This is a genomic window from Desulfosporosinus burensis, from assembly GCF_054657535.1.
This window is the reverse complement of sequence record NZ_BAAHYN010000013.1, coordinates 170136-186388: the sequence shown is the minus strand read 5'-3', so window position 1 is coordinate 186388 and position 16253 is coordinate 170136. Positions and strand designations below refer to the sequence as shown.

The window sequence follows — 16253 nt, the reverse complement described above, 5'->3', positions numbered from 1 at the left end:
CATTATGTTAAATTTGCAAAAAGAGTTTATGGAGTTTCATGATAACATCAAGTTGGACGATGAGAATGCGACATTAAGAGAAAAAAGGGATATTTTACTTAAAAAATTGAAGGACAACATTTCTAAGGATGCAGTATCCTATACGACGTTTAATCAGGGAAGCTATGCAATGGGGACTGGTATCCTGCCGGAAGATGAAGATTATGATATCGATGTAGGATTAAAATTTAGCATGGATAAAGACGATTATTCTGACCCGATTGAACCTAAAAAAATGGGTTAGGGATGCCCTGTATGGACATACAAAGAGTGTGGAGATTCGTCGTTCCTGTGTAACCGTTACTTATCAAATCGATGGCGAATCCGTATTCCATGTGGATTTTGCTGTTTATGCCGCTAATAACGCTGATGGGAAAATGTATATCGCCAAGGGAAAAGAGTTTTCAAGTGATGATAATAAGAAATGGGAACTGGTAGACCCACAGGGACTCATTGATACAGTAAGAGGAAAATTCAGCGGAGATGATGCAGCACAATTTCGCAGAGTAATCCGCTACATGAAGAAATGGAAAACTCACAAATTTTCATCAAGTGGCAATGAGGCACCAACGGGTATTAGCCTTACTATTCTTGCCTATAACCTTTTTTCAATCAATAAGACATATGATTGGGCCACCAAGAAAAATGTATATGATGATTTCTCAGCCTTGTATAGTTTGGTTAGCAGCATAAAAAATTCCTTTTCTTTGACTTGGAGTAGTAAGGATAATGTACGGTATCATACAGTTTCTATAATCCTTCCGGTAGAACCATACAATGAATTGTTTGAGAAGATGACCGAAAAACAGATGGAGAGTTTCTATCAAAAACTCGCTTCCATGCTAGAAAAGCTGGATGATGTTAAGACAAAAGAAAAACGTTCGGATGCTTGTTCAATTCTGGTTGATTTGTTTGGAGATGATTTCCCTGTGACCGTAGATAAGAGTATGGTCGGCACATCGGAGTCTGCATAATAACTATGGCGATAAGTAAAGCGGAATTGTCAATTATAATTCAAAATCTGAATAAAGAGCGAAATGTTGAGTTCACTATTTGCGAGGACCGCGACAAAAAGTATTTGGCTGAATACATGGCAATGGTATTGCTGAATAACAATGAAGAAGTGCAGATAGCAATTGCGTTTGCACCACATTTTCCGTTATCATTGCCTGACATTTTTGTGAAGGATAATGTGTCTTTCCGTGCCCATGTTGGCTCTGAGGGGAAACTATGCCTTTTTGATTCCAGCGCTATTCTTATCAGGCAGGAGCTGGCTGATCAATTTGTGATAGACTGCTTTGATTAAGCTGTAAAAATATTAAATATTCGTCCCAGCAGTAAAGTGTATAATGATGAGGTTTGTAGAGAATTTGATTCCTATTGGCTTTCGGTGATGAATAAAAAAGCTTACTCGTGTCTTGATCTTCAAGATATCAGATATGGTGAATACCCGATGGTTGTTGCTAACGGAGTGGGGGTTATTGCCAATACGAAAAACGAAGCAGAAGTCCTTCTTCGTAATACCTTTGGACTTTCAGTTGATAAGGATGCTTTGGAGAGGACTTGCTTAGTGGTCAGAATTAGAGACGGAAGCATTATGATGCCCTTATCCAAGCAGTTCAGATGGAATGCTATCCGGAGATATGTGCTTGATAACATTTCATCGTCTGTCAAAAGGCAATTCCGGAAATTCCTAGGTAATAAGGTTAAACATTTCGTGCGTTACTTGCTGCTTGTTTATCCGGCAAAAGAGGGAGATATTCTATTTGGCTTTCGCATCGAGTTTAATAACTCCAGATATTGCAAAATTGAAAATTCACAAACGTGTAAGGTAGAGAATGCTTTTATCGAGCGAATTGATTATCAATACTTGACTATGAGGGGCGGAGCCACACCAATATTGAAAGATAAGCGTGTCTTATTGTTAGGCTGCGGTTCTGTCGGAGGATATATCGCCAGTAATCTCTGCCAATCTGGGGTTATGAACGTAGATATTTTGGACGACGATTTTTTTCAGCCGGAAAATGTGCACAGGCACTGGCTAGGTTTTGATTCTATAAGCCCGAAAGAGTATAAATACAAAGCAAATTTGATGAGAGAAAAATTACAAGCGCAGTATCCCTATGCTGACATTGCCCCATTGAATTTTGTTGATCGAAGTGCTGAGAGTTTTATTTCAGACACAAGCAATTTGGCACATTACGACTTGATAATATCCGCTTTGGGAGAGCCAAACTATTAACCTTGAAATCAACAGGATTTTGAAAGACAATTCAATCGAAGTTCCATTTATGTGTTGCTTCAATGAACCTTATGGAATTGGAGGTCATGTTATGGCTGTATGATACTGAACGGACTCGCCTTCACGCTAAAACCTATGTCTTTTGGAGAGATACAGGCTTCAGTACTGTTTATATCGGATCATCGAATATCTCTGAGTCAGCTATGACTAGTGGGTTGGAATGGAATATTAAGCTATCCCAATATGACTCAGTGGATATTCTGGAGAAAATCCGGGCCACGTTTGAAGGGTATTGGAATAATCCTGAGTTCACGCCCTTTATTGCAGCGATTGATTCCGAGCGTTTGAGAAAGGCTTTGAAGTCTGAGAGGAGAAGCAGTCAGGATGAAGCAAATGAATTAGCGTTTCACTTTGATCTTAAGCTTTACTATTATCAGCAAGAAATTCTGGATAAATTGAAAGCAGAACGAGAAGTCCATCACTCATTTAAAAACCTAGTCGTTGCGGCCACGGGTACTGGTAAGACAGTCATCGCTGCCTTTGATTACCGGGACTTTTGCAGGAAAAACCTGAATAGCACGAACAAACTACTCTTTGTCGCCCACCGAAAGGAAATATTAAGTCAGAGCTTGTCTTGCTTTCGAGGGATACTCAAAAATCTCAACTTTGGCTCGATGATGGTCGGAGGCGTAAAGCCGGATAGTTTTGACCATTTGTTCGTCTCGATCCAATCCTTTAACTCTAAGGATTTAACAGAGATCACTTCGCCCGATTTCTACGATTATATTGTGATTGACGAATTCCATCATGCCGCTGCCCCATCCTACCAAGAACTTTTGGAGTATTATAAGCCGAAGGTGTTACTCGGGCTGACGGCAACTCCAGAGAGAGCGGATGGACGAAGCATCTATTCATATTTCGAGGGCAGAGTTGCTGCCGAAATCCGCTTATGGGAAGCAATTGAACGAAAATTGCTCAGCCCCTTTCATTATTTTGGTGTGACAGATAATGTTGACCTTCGTCAGGTTCAATGGGTTGCTGGAAATTATGATGAGAGGGAGCAAGAAAACCTCTATGTTTTCGAAAAAGCGATTGCCGAAAAACGAGTTGGGTATATCATCAACGCCATGGATCGATATTGTCTTGATCGTTCGGAGATTATCGGAATTGGCTTTTGTTTAAGTAAAAAGCATGCTGAATTTATGGCTCTGGTTTTTAACAAAGCGGGCATTCCTTCGGAATTTCTGATTGCGGAATCGGAGAACGACCTGAGGGATAGCGTGAAGAGGCGCCTGGTAACGAGGGAAATCACCTTTGTTTTTGTTGTCGATATATATAATGAAGGAATCGATATTCCTGAAGTGAATACGGTTCTTTTTCTGCGGCCGACGGAAAGCTTGACCGTCTTTTTGCAGCAGTTAGGTAGGGGGCTAAGACTCTGCGAGGGGAAAGAAGCGCTGACGGTATTGGATTTTGTGGGACAAGCTCATCAGAAGTATTCATTTGAAGACCGCTTTAAAGCGTTGTTATCTAGGACTCGAAAAACTATTGAGCATGAAATTAAGACGGGTTTTGCCAATGTGCCAAGAGGTTGCTCAATCCAATTGGAAAAACAAGCCCAGGACTACATTTTAGAGAACATCCGAAATGCGGTTAATACTAAACGCAATTTGATCGGCAAGCTTTATGATCTTGTAGAAATCAAACATGAGCTAAAGGTCAGGGAGTTTTTCGAGGGTTACCATGTAACACCACAAGATGTCCACGGCTTTACCAAGAACTGATGGATTTACTGGACTATCAGTTCTGCAATATCAATTTCGTGGATAAGCCTTTGGCCAGATTTGAGAATGAATACCCACTCGACTTATATTGTGCTTATACGTTTGATCAGATTCTTGTAGCCCTGGGAAAACATACGGAAGAAAAGAGAAGTCATTTCCGAGAAGGCGTTCTTTACTTTGCGGAGAAGAAGCTGGATGTTTTTTTTGTGACTTTGTACAAGTCGGAAAAGGATTATTCTCCTTCAACGATGTACAAGGATTATTCAATTAATGAGGAATTATTTCATTGGCAGTCTCAGAGTCGAACGACGGAGGAATCGGTAACCGGTCAGAGGTATATCAACCAATCAATAAATGGTGGGAACGTGTTGTTCTTTGTAAGGGAGTATAAGAAGGAGGGGGTTTTTGCCTCTCCATTTACTTGTATTGGATTTGCCGATTTTCAAAGCCATTATGGCTCGGCGCCCATTAGTATTGTCTGGAAGATGAAGGAGCCGTTGCCGGGGGGTGTTATGAAGAAAACGGTGAAGGTTTGATTTTTACCAGAGGAGATAAAATGGCATAATCAAAAATTGAATGGACAGAAAATACCTGGAACCCGGTTACAGGTTGTACGAAGATATCTGATGGATGTAAAAACTGCTATGCTGCTATCATGGCTCAACGTTTAAAGTTAATGGGAAATAAGAAATATGTTAATGGATTTGAGGTTACTCTTCACGAATACTGTCTGAATGATCCCTTAAAGTGGAAATGGTATAGTCTATATAGAGGAGAAGAAAAGAATGTTTGAAATCACGAAAACGTATCCAACCCTTTATTGCAAGACTTTAAGAAGTTTATGGATAGCCTGAAGCAGGAGGAACCCATATTATCTCCTAAAAACCAGTACATGTCTAAGGAACGCTTGTGGGAATTAAATCAATTCAAGAGTTTTAAAGTGGAAGACGCTACCCCTAAGCTTGATCAGGGCTCATATCCTCTGTTGCATATGTTTTATCATTTAGCTTTGGCTGCTAAATTGTCGGTAATGCTGCCGAGTAAAGGCGGGAGATTTCAATTAAAAGTAACAGAGCGCTACGAAGAGTACTTAAAACTGACGTCGGCCGAGCAGTACTTTTTTCTCCTCGAAACGCTCTGGATCGATGCAGATTGGGGAGCTCTGCAAAAAGCGACTTATGGACGTATCCCAAATGTGAGGCTCATTTCCTCTATTTGGCAAGAGTTGGCTCAGTCTAAAGCAAGGAAAGCTTTAAATGTCAAAGATTCCGAGTCTCCTTGGCGCAACTTATGGGACTGGGGATATTTTCTTTGGTACTTCACGTATTTTGGTTTTTGGCAGTTTACCCAAGATGAAGAAGCTCTGAACTTTTCTCGGCGAAAAATTGAGGCAACAACCCTAACACCAACTGAATTTGGGGTGTGCATAGCACCCATTTTGTATAAGTATCGGGACTATCTGGACTGGAATCAAGTGAACATTCAAAAGGGCGTCTTAACATCTCAAGATATCCTTGATAGCCTAGAATATTTTATTCGGAGTATGGGCAAAAAACCTCAGGGGTTTGCTGAATTGGCCAGAGCAAGGCGAGAAAGCTTAGGAGAACCGTTTTATAAGGCATTTGTCTCTTTAGTTGCGCCGGGTGAACTAATGCGTACCCTTCCCCGCGAACAGCAGGGTTTTATGGAAGGTACCTATTTATTCAAAGTCTCTTTAAGTCGGGGGATATGGCGAAAAATCAATATGGCGGCTAAACATTCTCTTCATCAATTGCATTTAGCGATCCAAGAGGCGTTTGAATTCGACAATGATCACTTGTATAGCTTTTTTATGGATAATAAGAAATGGTCCTATGATCGCTATGATTCACCGCTTGATGATGGGCCTAATGCTGAGGAAGTCACGATTGGAGAATTGGGGTTATACCCGGGAAAAACTATTCTTTACCTCTTTGATTATGGTGATGAATGGGAGTTTAAAGTGGAAGTGGAGGAAATAAACTCAGATAAGCCATTGCCTCTCACACCTCAGATTGTGGGCAAACGGGGTGAGGCACCTGATCAATACAGGTATTAGTTGGGATGTCTCTATAGAAATATTCATATATAAGTATTAGAACAAAAAAGGTGGCAATTCATCAAGGTTGAATATCTTACGATCAAGAGTATGCGAGGGAAAATTAGTACATATTTGCTGGAACAATATCGTAGGGAAAGAGATGTAAATATTACTCTGCCGTTAAATCGGAATGAACTTTCGGATTTTCTAAATGTCTCCCGTCCATCCATGTCAAGAGAAATGAGTCAAATGAAAGATGAGGGAATTATTGACTTTCGTTTGACTGCAGTTAAAATTAGGAATATAGAAGGTTTAAAGCATATGAGTGATTTATAATAAGAGGCTTGAATGTAGGATTCTTACTTATAGGCATATTGTTTAGAAAAAATGATGAAGAAAAAATGAGGTAAACATGATTAAGTTTTATAATAGAAAAACGGAAAAATATGAAATTGAACTAGTTGCAGGAGAATCTTATATTAATTGGATATACTCCTCCCCTCTGGGAATGAAAATCTTAGAGCTGTTTGTCAAGAAAAAGATTACTTCTAGAATTTGCGGGTATTATTGTGATAGCGCTATAAGCAAAATTAAAATAAAAAAATTTATAAACGAATTTAAGATTGATATGGCACGCTTTGAAATGCCTGAAAAGGGTTTTAATAACTTTAATGAATTCTTCTATCGAAAGTTAAAAAAGGAAAAAATTAACATAGAGAGTGATAAAAAGATTTTAATATCTCCGTGTGATGGGAAAATTCTGGCTTATGAGAACATTGATATAAAGATGCTTATCCAGATAAAAGGGATAACTTATTCTTTAGCAGAGCTAATAGGACATGATTCTATAGATTCAAACTATACAGAAGGCAGTTGCCTTATTGTTAGGTTGCCCCCCTCAGATTATCACAGATTTCATTTTGTGGACCATGGAACTTGTAGTCCAACAACAAAGATCAAAGGATTTTACTATTCCGTAAATCCTACTTCGTTAAATCGAATCAAGAAGATCTTCTGCGCAAATAAACGCGAATGGAGCATTCTAGACTCAGAAAATTTTGGGGAGATACTGTATGTTGAAGTAGGTGCTACTTTTGTAGGTTCCATTATACAAACATACAATAATAAAAAAGTAGAAAAAGGAGATGAAAAAGGTTATTTTAAGTTTGGTGGTTCAACCGTCATCTTGTTTCTAAAAAAAGATGTATGTAAAATTGACAAGGATATCATAGAGCAAACTGCAAAGGGAATGGAATGTAGTGTAAGTATGGGAGAAAGAATTGGTTCCAAGTAAGGAAAAGATATTACGAAGTGCATTGTCTATTGAAGTATGATTGGCAGGGCGGGGACATAACGATTACGGAACGTTCGTGCATAGCGTGAACGTCGCTTTATTAGCAACAATTACCGGTATGCGTTTGGGATATAAAGAGAAGAGACTTAAGTATTTGACCTTGGGGGCACTGCTTCAACATTCATCTCGATGCTCAAATCGTAGCCGACACCGACGTTTATGAAGCATTAACCGCAGACAGACCCTATCGCAAAGGCTTACCACCTTACCATGCTCTCGAAATGATTATTACCTGGTTGGGGAAAGACTTAGCGATTAGTTGTTTTCTCGACGTATCAGAAAGTATAAGTTTTGAGGGTACCCCTTTACTTGACGTATCAGAAAGTATAAGTTTTGAGGGTACCCCTTTACTTGCGAATTTGGTATGATGAAGTCATGGAAAATAACATTTTGAGGCGGATTTTTTTTGACGACGAGAGACACTGGGATAGATTTGTCGAAAAGTACGGAGATCGTATAAGAGCAATTGTTATTAAAGAAGTCGAGAAATTCCGGAATTGTGGCAATCCCAAAAATGGGTTTAAGCTATTAGTTTGCGAAGGCTGCCATGATCTACGGATCGTTCCGTACCGTTGTAAAGGAAGATTTTGCACAACGTGTTCAAGTGGTGAAACTGAGGAATGGAGCCGAATGATGGCAGAAGACGTTCTTCAGGTAAATCATCGACATGTCGTGTTTACGATAGATGAAGGATTAAGAGAAATATTTCAGAGGCATCGACAGTTACTTAAACCTCTTATGGATGAGGCGGTCGGGATAATTCAAGAGTGGTTTAAGAAGAAATTTAAAATAACGCCAGGAATCATAGCGGGGCTACATACGTTTGGGGCTCAGATGAACTTTAATCCTCATGTTCATATGCTAGTAAGCATGGGCGGAATGAAGAAAAATGGGGAGTGGAAGGTATACGACTATATACCTTTTCCAATGTTGCGTAAACAATGGCAGACCGTAGTTTTGAAGCTAATTCGCAGCAATTTAAACGTTGCAGAAAAGAAGAAGATCCAACATCTTTTACAGAAAGCCTATTCAGCCAATGGAGAAGGCTTTTATGTTTATGCTCCGAAGCAAAAGGGAAATGTGAAAGTTCAATTAGGATATATCGGTCGTTATATTCGTCGACCCGCAATAGCGTTACATCGGATCGAGGCATATGACGGCCAATATGTAACCTATCGATATCATGACAAAAAAGATGGACAAGAGAAACGGGAGACACTAACAGTTGAAGAGTTTATAAAACGATTAATCGTACACATTCCGGATGAGCAATTTAAAACAATCCGTTATTATGGTGTGTATTCCCGAAGAATCAAAGCACGTTGTAAAAAACTAATCTCAGTCTGGCAAAAAGAAGTAAGACGATGGATCGTAAAGGTTAAAAAGATAGTAAAACGAAGAAAATGGGAGCAACGGATAAAAGAGCAGACAGGAAAAGATCCAATGGTATGTCCGCATTGTCAGTGTTATTATGAGTACAAGGGAGAAGTCTGCCTAAAAGATGGACAATTGGCAATAAAGTATGCAAGTGATGAGGTAGCAAGAGCTTGCCTGGAAAGGATGATTTACAATATCACCGGTATCAAAACAACGAAAACCCAACAAAAAGAAGAATTCACAAAACCAGAGAAGAATGCCGATCGAGAACAGTTCTGTCAATTACATTTGTTTGCAGTGTAATGAGCAAGAGAAAATACCGTTAGAAGTCGTAAGGAATTTTGATGCTATGGATGATGGTGATCCAACCGTTCCTCCGCAGTTTAACTGTGAGAAATGTGGAGGGGATATGTACCCAGAGTATTATAGGGGACTCCACGGTTATGAATACAAAATTTCGGATATCCAAGAACAATAAAAAGGACCGAGGCCGCAGCCTCGGTTTTTCTTATCTAATCTACATTGGAGGATCGTGAGAATGAAGTATACTTGCACGTTGATTGTTGTAAGAAATATAGAAAAAGCAAAGCAGTTTTATCACGACGTTTTAGGGTTAGAGATTGTTGCTGATTTTGGGGCAAATGTTACTTTGACGGGCGGCATTGCATTGCAGACTGCTGATACTTGGAAAGGGTTTATTCATAAGCAAGATGAAGAAATTGTTTTCGGAAACAATGCATGTGAGTTATATTTTGAGGAAGATGACATGGACGGCTTTGTTACAAAATTAAACACTATGAAAAGTATCGAATATGTTCATCCACTCTTTGAACATTCATGGGGCCAGCGAGTAGTTCGTTTCTATGATGTGGATAAGCACATTATTGAAGTCGGCGAAAACATGATTATGGTTGTTAAGAGATTTATAAACACTGATGCTAGAATAGAAATAGGACAACTGAAATAGAGATTTTCCCTGGTTTATTATAAAATTAAAATAACTGAACTAGGGGGTACTGTTTAATGGGAAAACACAAAAAACAATATAGTGCTGAATTCAAGCAGGATGCTGTAGAGTATTATCATTCATCTGGCAAAAGCCTAGAACAAGTAGCAGGAGATCTTAAAGTTAGCAAGTCAGCCTTAAGTAAGTGGGTGTCAAGTGCTCAAACAAATCATGGTACTGTTAATCACAGAGGATCGGGCAATCATAGCTCAGACGCCGAAAAAGAGATTACTCGCTTAAAGAAGGAATTAAAAGATTCAAAGGATGCGCTGGACATCTTAAAAAAGGCTATAAGCATACTGAACAACTAACAGAATCAATTTATTTAGCAACAAGACTAGCATCGAAGGAGCGCAAGATTTCTGTTAACAGTGTGCTCAAATTATTGGGCGTTTCTTCATCGGGATATTATAGTTGGGTCAAACGAACTCCATCCGATCAGGAAATAAGGAAGCAAAAAATCAAAGCTGAAATTGTAGAGATTTATAATGAATCTCATCAAATATATGGAGCCCCAAAAATAACATCAATCCTTCAATCAAGGGGGCATGTAATCGCAGAGAAGACCGTCGGTAACTACATGAGAGAAGAAGGAATAAAAGCCATCTGGGTACGTCCCTACACTAGAACAACCATAGATCCCGAGTTCGATAACAAGCTTAAAAACATTCTTAATAGAGACTTTAATCCGAAGGCAGCCAACACTGTTTGGGTAACGGATATAACCTATGTTTACACCCTATCTGGATTTGCCTATCTGACGAGTGTGATGGATCTGTTTTCCAGGAAAATCATAGGCTGGCAGGTATCGGATAGTTTATCCACAGAACATGTATTAAAGGCCATTGAAAAAGCTAAAATGAATCGAAAGATTAGTCAGCCTATAGTAATCCATAGCGACAGAGGAGTTCAATTTGTATCTAAAAGCTATTTAGAGGCTACTCCAGCAGCCCATTTTATTCACAGTTACTCAAAGAAGGGAACCCCATGGGACAATGCATGTATAGAAGCCTTCCATGCTTTAATTAAGCGAGAATGGCTCAACCGTTATGTGATTAAAAACACTAAACACGCTCAGGAATTAGTCTTTGAGTATATTGAAGCTTTTTATAACACCGTTAGAATTCATGAACATTGTGGCATGATGTCACCCTATAATTTTGAAAATACTTTAGTGTGTTAAATTGATAAACTGGGATTATTTCTACTTTTAACCTGTCCGAAATCTTGACAGAAGACCAAATACTGATAACCGGTATTCCATTACACCGCCCTGGGTTTTGAAGAGCTATCCGGCAGTAGAACGGATCATGTTTTTATTAAGAAGCAGCCCGTGCCTGACAGGCTGTGCGTATTGCGATCAGGCGCTTGACATTCATCAAGGGCTGAAACGTTTCTTCGGCTTTGATGATTACCGAACCTATGCAGGGGAACCTTTACAGAAGCATGCCGTCCAAGCCGCAGTTGACAACAAATCTCTTTTGGCCATCTTTCCTACCGGTGGCGGGAAGTCCATTACCTTTCAAGTGCCGGCCTTAATGAGCGGGATCAACACCAAGGGGCTGACAGTCGTCATCTCCCCTTTGCAGTCCTTGATGAAAGACCAGGTGGATAACCTGGAAAAATTGAATATCACAGATGCTGTGACGATTAATGGTCTGCTGGACCCGATAGAAAGGGCCAAAGCTTTGGAAAGAGTAGAAAATGGTTCAGCCTCTATTCTTTATATATCGCCAGAATCGTTGCGTTCCAGGACCATTGAACGTTTGCTTTTAGGGAGAAATGTGGTCCGTTTCGTGATCGATGAAGCTCACTGTTTTTCATCATGGGGTCAAGATTTTCGGGTGGACTATTTATATATTGGGGACTTTATCAAAAGCTTTCAGGAAAAGAAAAGTCTTCCGGAAGGGATCCCTGTTTCTTGTTTTACGGCGACAGCCAAGCAGAAGGTGATAGAAGATATCCGGGCTTATTTCAAGGAAAAGTTATCCCTGGATTTGGAAGTATTTAGTTCCAATGCCTCCAGAAGCAATCTTCAGTATCAAGTGTTCGAGAAGCATGATGAGGAGGAAAAGTACAACACCCTTAGGAATATGATCGAAGAAAAGAATTGTCCGACGATCATTTATGTGTCACGTACCCGTAAAGCAGAAGTATTGGCGCAAAGATTAACCCAAGACGGTTATCAGGCCAGAGCCTACCATGGTCAGATGGACAAGCAGGAGAAAACCGAAAATCAGGATGTCTTTATGCGAGGAGAGATTCAGATCATGGTAGCCACCTCTGCTTTTGGCATGGGGGTGGATAAGAAAGATGTTGGGTTGGTAATTCATTACGACATCTCCGATTCCCTGGAAAATTACATTCAGGAAGCAGGAAGAGCAGGACGGGACGAAACTATTTCGGCCGCCTGTTTTGTGCTGTTTAATGACGATGACCTGAGTAAGCATTTTGTGATGTTGAATCAGACCAAGCTGAGTATCCAGGAAATCCAACAGATCTGGAAGGCTGTTAAAGATATCACCAAATCACGGGCCAAGGCATCCCAATCCACGTTAGAGATTGCCCGCAAGGCCGGTTGGGATGATAGTATCATGGACATTGGAACCAGAGTGACCACGGCGATTGCTGCCTTGGAAAACGCAGGTTATCTGAAAAGAGGTCAGAATAGCCCGAGACTCTACGCGAACAGTATTTTGGCCAAAAATGCAGAAGAGGCCGTTCAGAAGATTTACAGTTCCAGTCGTTTTAGTGATAAGCAAAAGGAACAGGCCACGAGGATCATTAAGAAACTGATCTCCAGTAAAAGCAAAGGACGCTCCGGTGATGAAGTCGCGGAAGCAAGGATCGATTATATCTCCGATCATTTGGGTATTGTGAAAGAGGAAGTCATCCAGATTGTCAGTCTTTTGCGGGATGAAAAGATTTTAGCAGATTCTCAAGACCTGAATGCCTTTATTAAGAAAAAGGATAGCAAGAAAAATTCTCTGAGTATCCTGAAGACCTATGGGCAAATCGAAAAATTTCTACTCACCATAATCGGTGATGAGGAAAAAATCATCCACCTCAAGGAGCTGAATGAGCAGGCTGAAGCGTCGGCCTGTGAAGATGTCTCGCCCAATAAGATCAAAACCATTCTGAATCTTTGGGCGATCAAAAACTGGATCAAACGACAGTCGACACCCCATTCTAAAAACCATCTTGCCGTTCTTGCGCTTTTTGATTCAGAAACCTTGACAGCAAAGCTGGAAAAACGGAATGATGTCGCCCAATTTATTTTGGCTGAACTTTATGATTTAAGTAAAGCAGACTCAGGTACGGAGGAAAGCAGTCCGGAGGAAGTGCCGGTTGCTTTTTCTGTTTTGGAACTGAAAGATAAATATGCCCAGAGATCCACCCTCTTTCGGACTAGCGCGACGACGGAAGAGATCGAGGATGCACTTTTCCATCTTTCCAGAATCGAAGCCTTGAAGATCGAGGGCGGCTTTATGGTGGTTTATAATGCGCTGACGATTGAACGTCTGGAGAAGGACAATAAAAAGCGTTACAAAGTAGAGGATTACCAGAGACTGGAACAGTATTACCAGAATAAAGTCCAGCAAATCCATATTGTTGGCGAATATGCCCGGAAAATGATCAGGAATTATCAAGAGGCCCTGCAATTTGTTGATGATTATTTTAAGTTGAATTACCTATCCTTTCTGCATAAATATTTTCCGGGCAGCCGTCAGGACGAAATCAAACGAAACATTACACCCTCAAAGTTCAAACAACTGTTTGGCGAATTATCACCGACCCAACTTAAAATCATCAATGATAAGGAATCAAAGACCATTGTCGTCGCCGCCGGACCAGGAAGCGGTAAGACGCGGATTCTGGTGCATAAGTTGGCGTCTCTATTGTTAATGGAAGATGTCAAGCATGAGCAATTGCTGATGGTGACATTTTCCAGATCGGATGCTACGGAATTCAAAAAGCGTTTGTTAAAGCTGATCGGCAATCCCGCCCACTTCATCGAGATCAAAACCTTTCATTCCTACTGCTTTGACTTATTGGGCAGAGTTGGATCCCTGGAAAAGTCAGGTGAGATCATTCTGGAAACGATTAAGCGGATCAAGAACGGACAAGTTGAACCGGGCAGGATTACGAAAACGGTCTTGGTCATTGATGAAGCCCAGGACATGGATGCCCATGAATTTGCCTTGGTCAAGGCTTTGATGGAACAGAACGAGGGGATGCGGATCATTGCCGTCGGGGATGATGACCAGAATATTTTTGAATTCAGGGGCGCAAGTTCCAAATATATGGAGAACCTGATTACGGAACCAGATGCCGTGCTGGTTGAACTGGTTGAAAACTACAGGAGCAAGCGCAATCTCGTCGATTTTACCAACCAGTTTTTAATGCGAATTCCGAACCGGTTAAAGCACACGCCCATTATGGCTGTACAGAGTGACAATGGCAAGATTAAACGGGTCCGCTATCGAAGCCGTCATTTGATTACTCCGTTAGTCAAGGACATCCTCGCGGAAGGGCTTACCGGAAGCACGTGTGTTTTGACTAAGAGGAATGAAGAGGCTTTACAGATTGCAGGACTGCTCATGAAGAGCGGTAGGCAGGCTAAGCTGATTCAGTCCAATGAAGGGTTTAGTCTCTATAACCTTTTGGAAATCCGGTATTTTCTGAGCCGCCTCAATTTGGCTGACGATGTCTATATCATCCATGATGATCTTTGGGAAAATGCCAAACGGAAACTGGCAGAGCGGTTTGGCAGCAGCTTGAATTTAGAGAGTTGTCTTAATCTTATCAAAGATTTTGAGGCGGCAAATCCAAAGTATAAGTATAAATCTGACCTGGAGATCTTTATCCGCGAATCCGTGCTGGAAGATTTCATTGGCGAAACTAGGGAAACGATCTTTGTGTCAACTATTCACAAGGCTAAAGGCCGAGAGTTTGACAATGTCTTTCTGATGCTGGACTTATTTGACCCTGGAACGAACGAGGCCAAACGCCAGCTTTATGTTGCCATGACCAGGGCAAAACGCAATCTTACCCTTTATGATAACGGGAACTATTTGAATTCCATTAACGCTGAGGATATGCAAGTGGTTGTTGATTCCCAAACCTATCTTCCACCCCAAGAATTGGTCATGCAATTATCTCATCGGGATGTTCAATTGGATTTTTTTCGATACTGCCGGCCTTTGATTAAGGATCTGAATAGCGGGGAGTTCCTTGGTGTTGACGGGAATGGCTGCCGTAATTCCAAGGGCCAAGCAGTTGTCAAATTTCTCCAAACAATTTTTAAAACAAATTGAGTCGATGAGGCAAAAGAATTATGTACCGAGAACAGCCAAAATAAGATTCATTGTCTACTGGCAGAAAGAAAACACAGAGCGCGAGGTTAGAATTGTTTTACCAGAGCTTTACTTTGAAAAAATATTGCCATAATCATTCTTGCTGTCATTAATTCTGGCCGTTTTATATATGGCTCACTTTTCAGTACCAAATTTTTTGACGATATATTTGCAAAAAATCCGCGATATTCGTTCCAGCGAGAGGAACTTATCATTACCGATATTTACGTAACTTCTATTGATTACTCACCCAAAGTTGTATTACCCTTGCTGAGTATTTCGGGGTGAAAGAGCCGCTTTAGCGGAAAAAGAGAGCCGCCTTCACGCTCAAACTGAGCCACCTTCACGGAACAGAGAGCCACCAAAAAAGTCGATTTTCTCTGGGGTTAAACTTGACATGGGGCCCCACGGGATGTGCTTCAGTGGGTCGAGGGGTGTGGCTAAAAGGAAGACTGTCTTTTGGGTAAGCCCCACCCCCTTGATTTAGGGTAGCACATCCCTACCCATGTCAAGTTTTAATTTCGGGTCTGTAACAACGGCTTGAAACTAGGGCGGCTCCCTTGAGCGTGAGTCTGGCTCTTTTATTCCGTGATAATGGCTCTATTTCGCCGACACAGTGGTTCTCTCGGAGCGAAATATTCACCCTTGCCATTTCGTCATGTAAATCCTAATTTCCAATAGGTGTCTATAAAACTTACGTTTTAAATATGTTATCGTGGAGTATTTTTATTGTGCTTTTGACGGGTTTTGCCAATGTGCCTAGAGGCTGCTACATCCAATTGGAAAAACAAGCCCAGGACTACATTTTAGAGAACATTCGAAATGCGATTAATACTAAGTGTAATATAATCAGCAAGCTATATGATCTTATAGAAACCAAGCAGGAGCTAAAGGTCAGGGAGTTTTTTGAGGGTTATCATGTAACACCCCCAGACGTCTATAGCAAAAAGGTAACGATTGTGGGGCTGGCGGCTCAAGCCGGTTTACTCAAGGGCTATTGATACCCAAGCGCGGAAAAGACATGAACGACTAATT

Annotated in this window: 14 protein-coding genes and 2 pseudogenes; all 16 read left to right on the top strand. The window is 40.8% G+C overall.

What is annotated here, in order from left to right; all coding sequences use genetic code 11:
- A partial coding sequence (locus ACYQ3Q_RS21930) for an SMODS domain-containing nucleotidyltransferase (protein ID WP_459930609.1) occupies window positions 1–283 on the top strand: 283 nt, incomplete at its 5' end.
- A 28-nt stretch (window positions 284–311) separates the two neighbouring features.
- Entirely contained in the window at window positions 312–1013 is a 702-nt protein-coding gene (locus ACYQ3Q_RS21925) for a hypothetical protein (RefSeq protein ID WP_459930608.1), read from the top strand.
- Window positions 1014–1018: 5 nt separating this feature from the next.
- Window positions 1019–1345 (top strand): hypothetical protein, encoded by a 327-nt coding sequence (locus tag ACYQ3Q_RS21920; protein ID WP_459930607.1) that lies wholly within the window; start codon window positions 1019–1021, stop codon window positions 1343–1345.
- Between the two features lie 87 nt (window positions 1346–1432).
- On the top strand, window positions 1433–2281 hold the full coding sequence (locus ACYQ3Q_RS21915; RefSeq protein WP_459930606.1) for a ThiF family adenylyltransferase: 849 nt from the start codon (window positions 1433–1435) through the stop codon (window positions 2279–2281).
- Window positions 2282–2379: 98 nt separating this feature from the next.
- A pseudogene (locus ACYQ3Q_RS21910) lies at window positions 2380–4601 on the top strand (DUF3427 domain-containing protein); the annotation flags it as partial.
- Between the two features lie 35 nt (window positions 4602–4636).
- Window positions 4637–4858, top strand: coding sequence for a DUF5131 family protein (locus ACYQ3Q_RS21905; protein WP_459930615.1), 222 nt, complete (start codon window positions 4637–4639; stop codon window positions 4856–4858).
- Between the two features lie 99 nt (window positions 4859–4957).
- Window positions 4958–6142: a plasmid pRiA4b ORF-3 family protein gene (locus ACYQ3Q_RS21900; RefSeq protein WP_459930605.1), complete on the top strand. Its 1185-nt coding sequence runs from the start codon at window positions 4958–4960 to the stop codon at window positions 6140–6142.
- A gap of 90 nt (window positions 6143–6232) precedes the next feature.
- Complete coding sequence (locus ACYQ3Q_RS21895; RefSeq protein ID WP_459930604.1) at window positions 6233–6460, top strand: helix-turn-helix domain-containing protein; 228 nt, start codon at window positions 6233–6235, stop codon at window positions 6458–6460.
- Between the two features lie 76 nt (window positions 6461–6536).
- On the top strand, window positions 6537–7418 hold the full coding sequence (locus tag ACYQ3Q_RS21890) for a phosphatidylserine decarboxylase (RefSeq protein ID WP_459930603.1): 882 nt from the start codon (window positions 6537–6539) through the stop codon (window positions 7416–7418).
- A 435-nt stretch (window positions 7419–7853) separates the two neighbouring features.
- Window positions 7854–9158 carry an IS91 family transposase gene (locus ACYQ3Q_RS21885; protein ID WP_459927896.1) on the top strand — a complete coding sequence of 435 codons (1305 nt, stop codon included), beginning with the start codon at window positions 7854–7856 and terminating at the stop codon, window positions 9156–9158.
- Window positions 9148–9333, top strand: coding sequence for a hypothetical protein (locus ACYQ3Q_RS21880; protein WP_459927895.1), 186 nt, complete (start codon window positions 9148–9150; stop codon window positions 9331–9333). Before ACYQ3Q_RS21885 ends, ACYQ3Q_RS21880 begins: the two co-directional genes overlap by 11 nt.
- Before the next feature lie 60 nt (window positions 9334–9393).
- Window positions 9394–9822, top strand: a complete 429-nt coding sequence (locus tag ACYQ3Q_RS21875; RefSeq protein ID WP_459930602.1) for a VOC family protein — start codon at window positions 9394–9396, stop codon at window positions 9820–9822.
- 56 nt (window positions 9823–9878) lie between these two features.
- Window positions 9879–10172, top strand: coding sequence for a transposase (locus ACYQ3Q_RS21870; protein ID WP_459927971.1), 294 nt, complete (start codon window positions 9879–9881; stop codon window positions 10170–10172).
- Window positions 10109–11044 (top strand): IS3 family transposase, encoded by a 936-nt coding sequence (locus ACYQ3Q_RS21865; RefSeq protein ID WP_459928312.1) that lies wholly within the window; start codon window positions 10109–10111, stop codon window positions 11042–11044. Before ACYQ3Q_RS21870 ends, ACYQ3Q_RS21865 begins: the two co-directional genes overlap by 64 nt.
- Window positions 11045–11171: 127 nt before the next feature.
- A complete protein-coding gene (locus ACYQ3Q_RS21860) occupies window positions 11172–15179 on the top strand; it encodes a RecQ family ATP-dependent DNA helicase (RefSeq protein ID WP_459930601.1) in 4008 nt (1335 codons plus the stop codon).
- A gap of 779 nt (window positions 15180–15958) precedes the next feature.
- Window positions 15959–16216 (top strand): annotated as a pseudogene (locus ACYQ3Q_RS21855) (hypothetical protein); the annotation flags it as partial.
- Window positions 16217–16253: the final 37 nt, after the last annotated feature.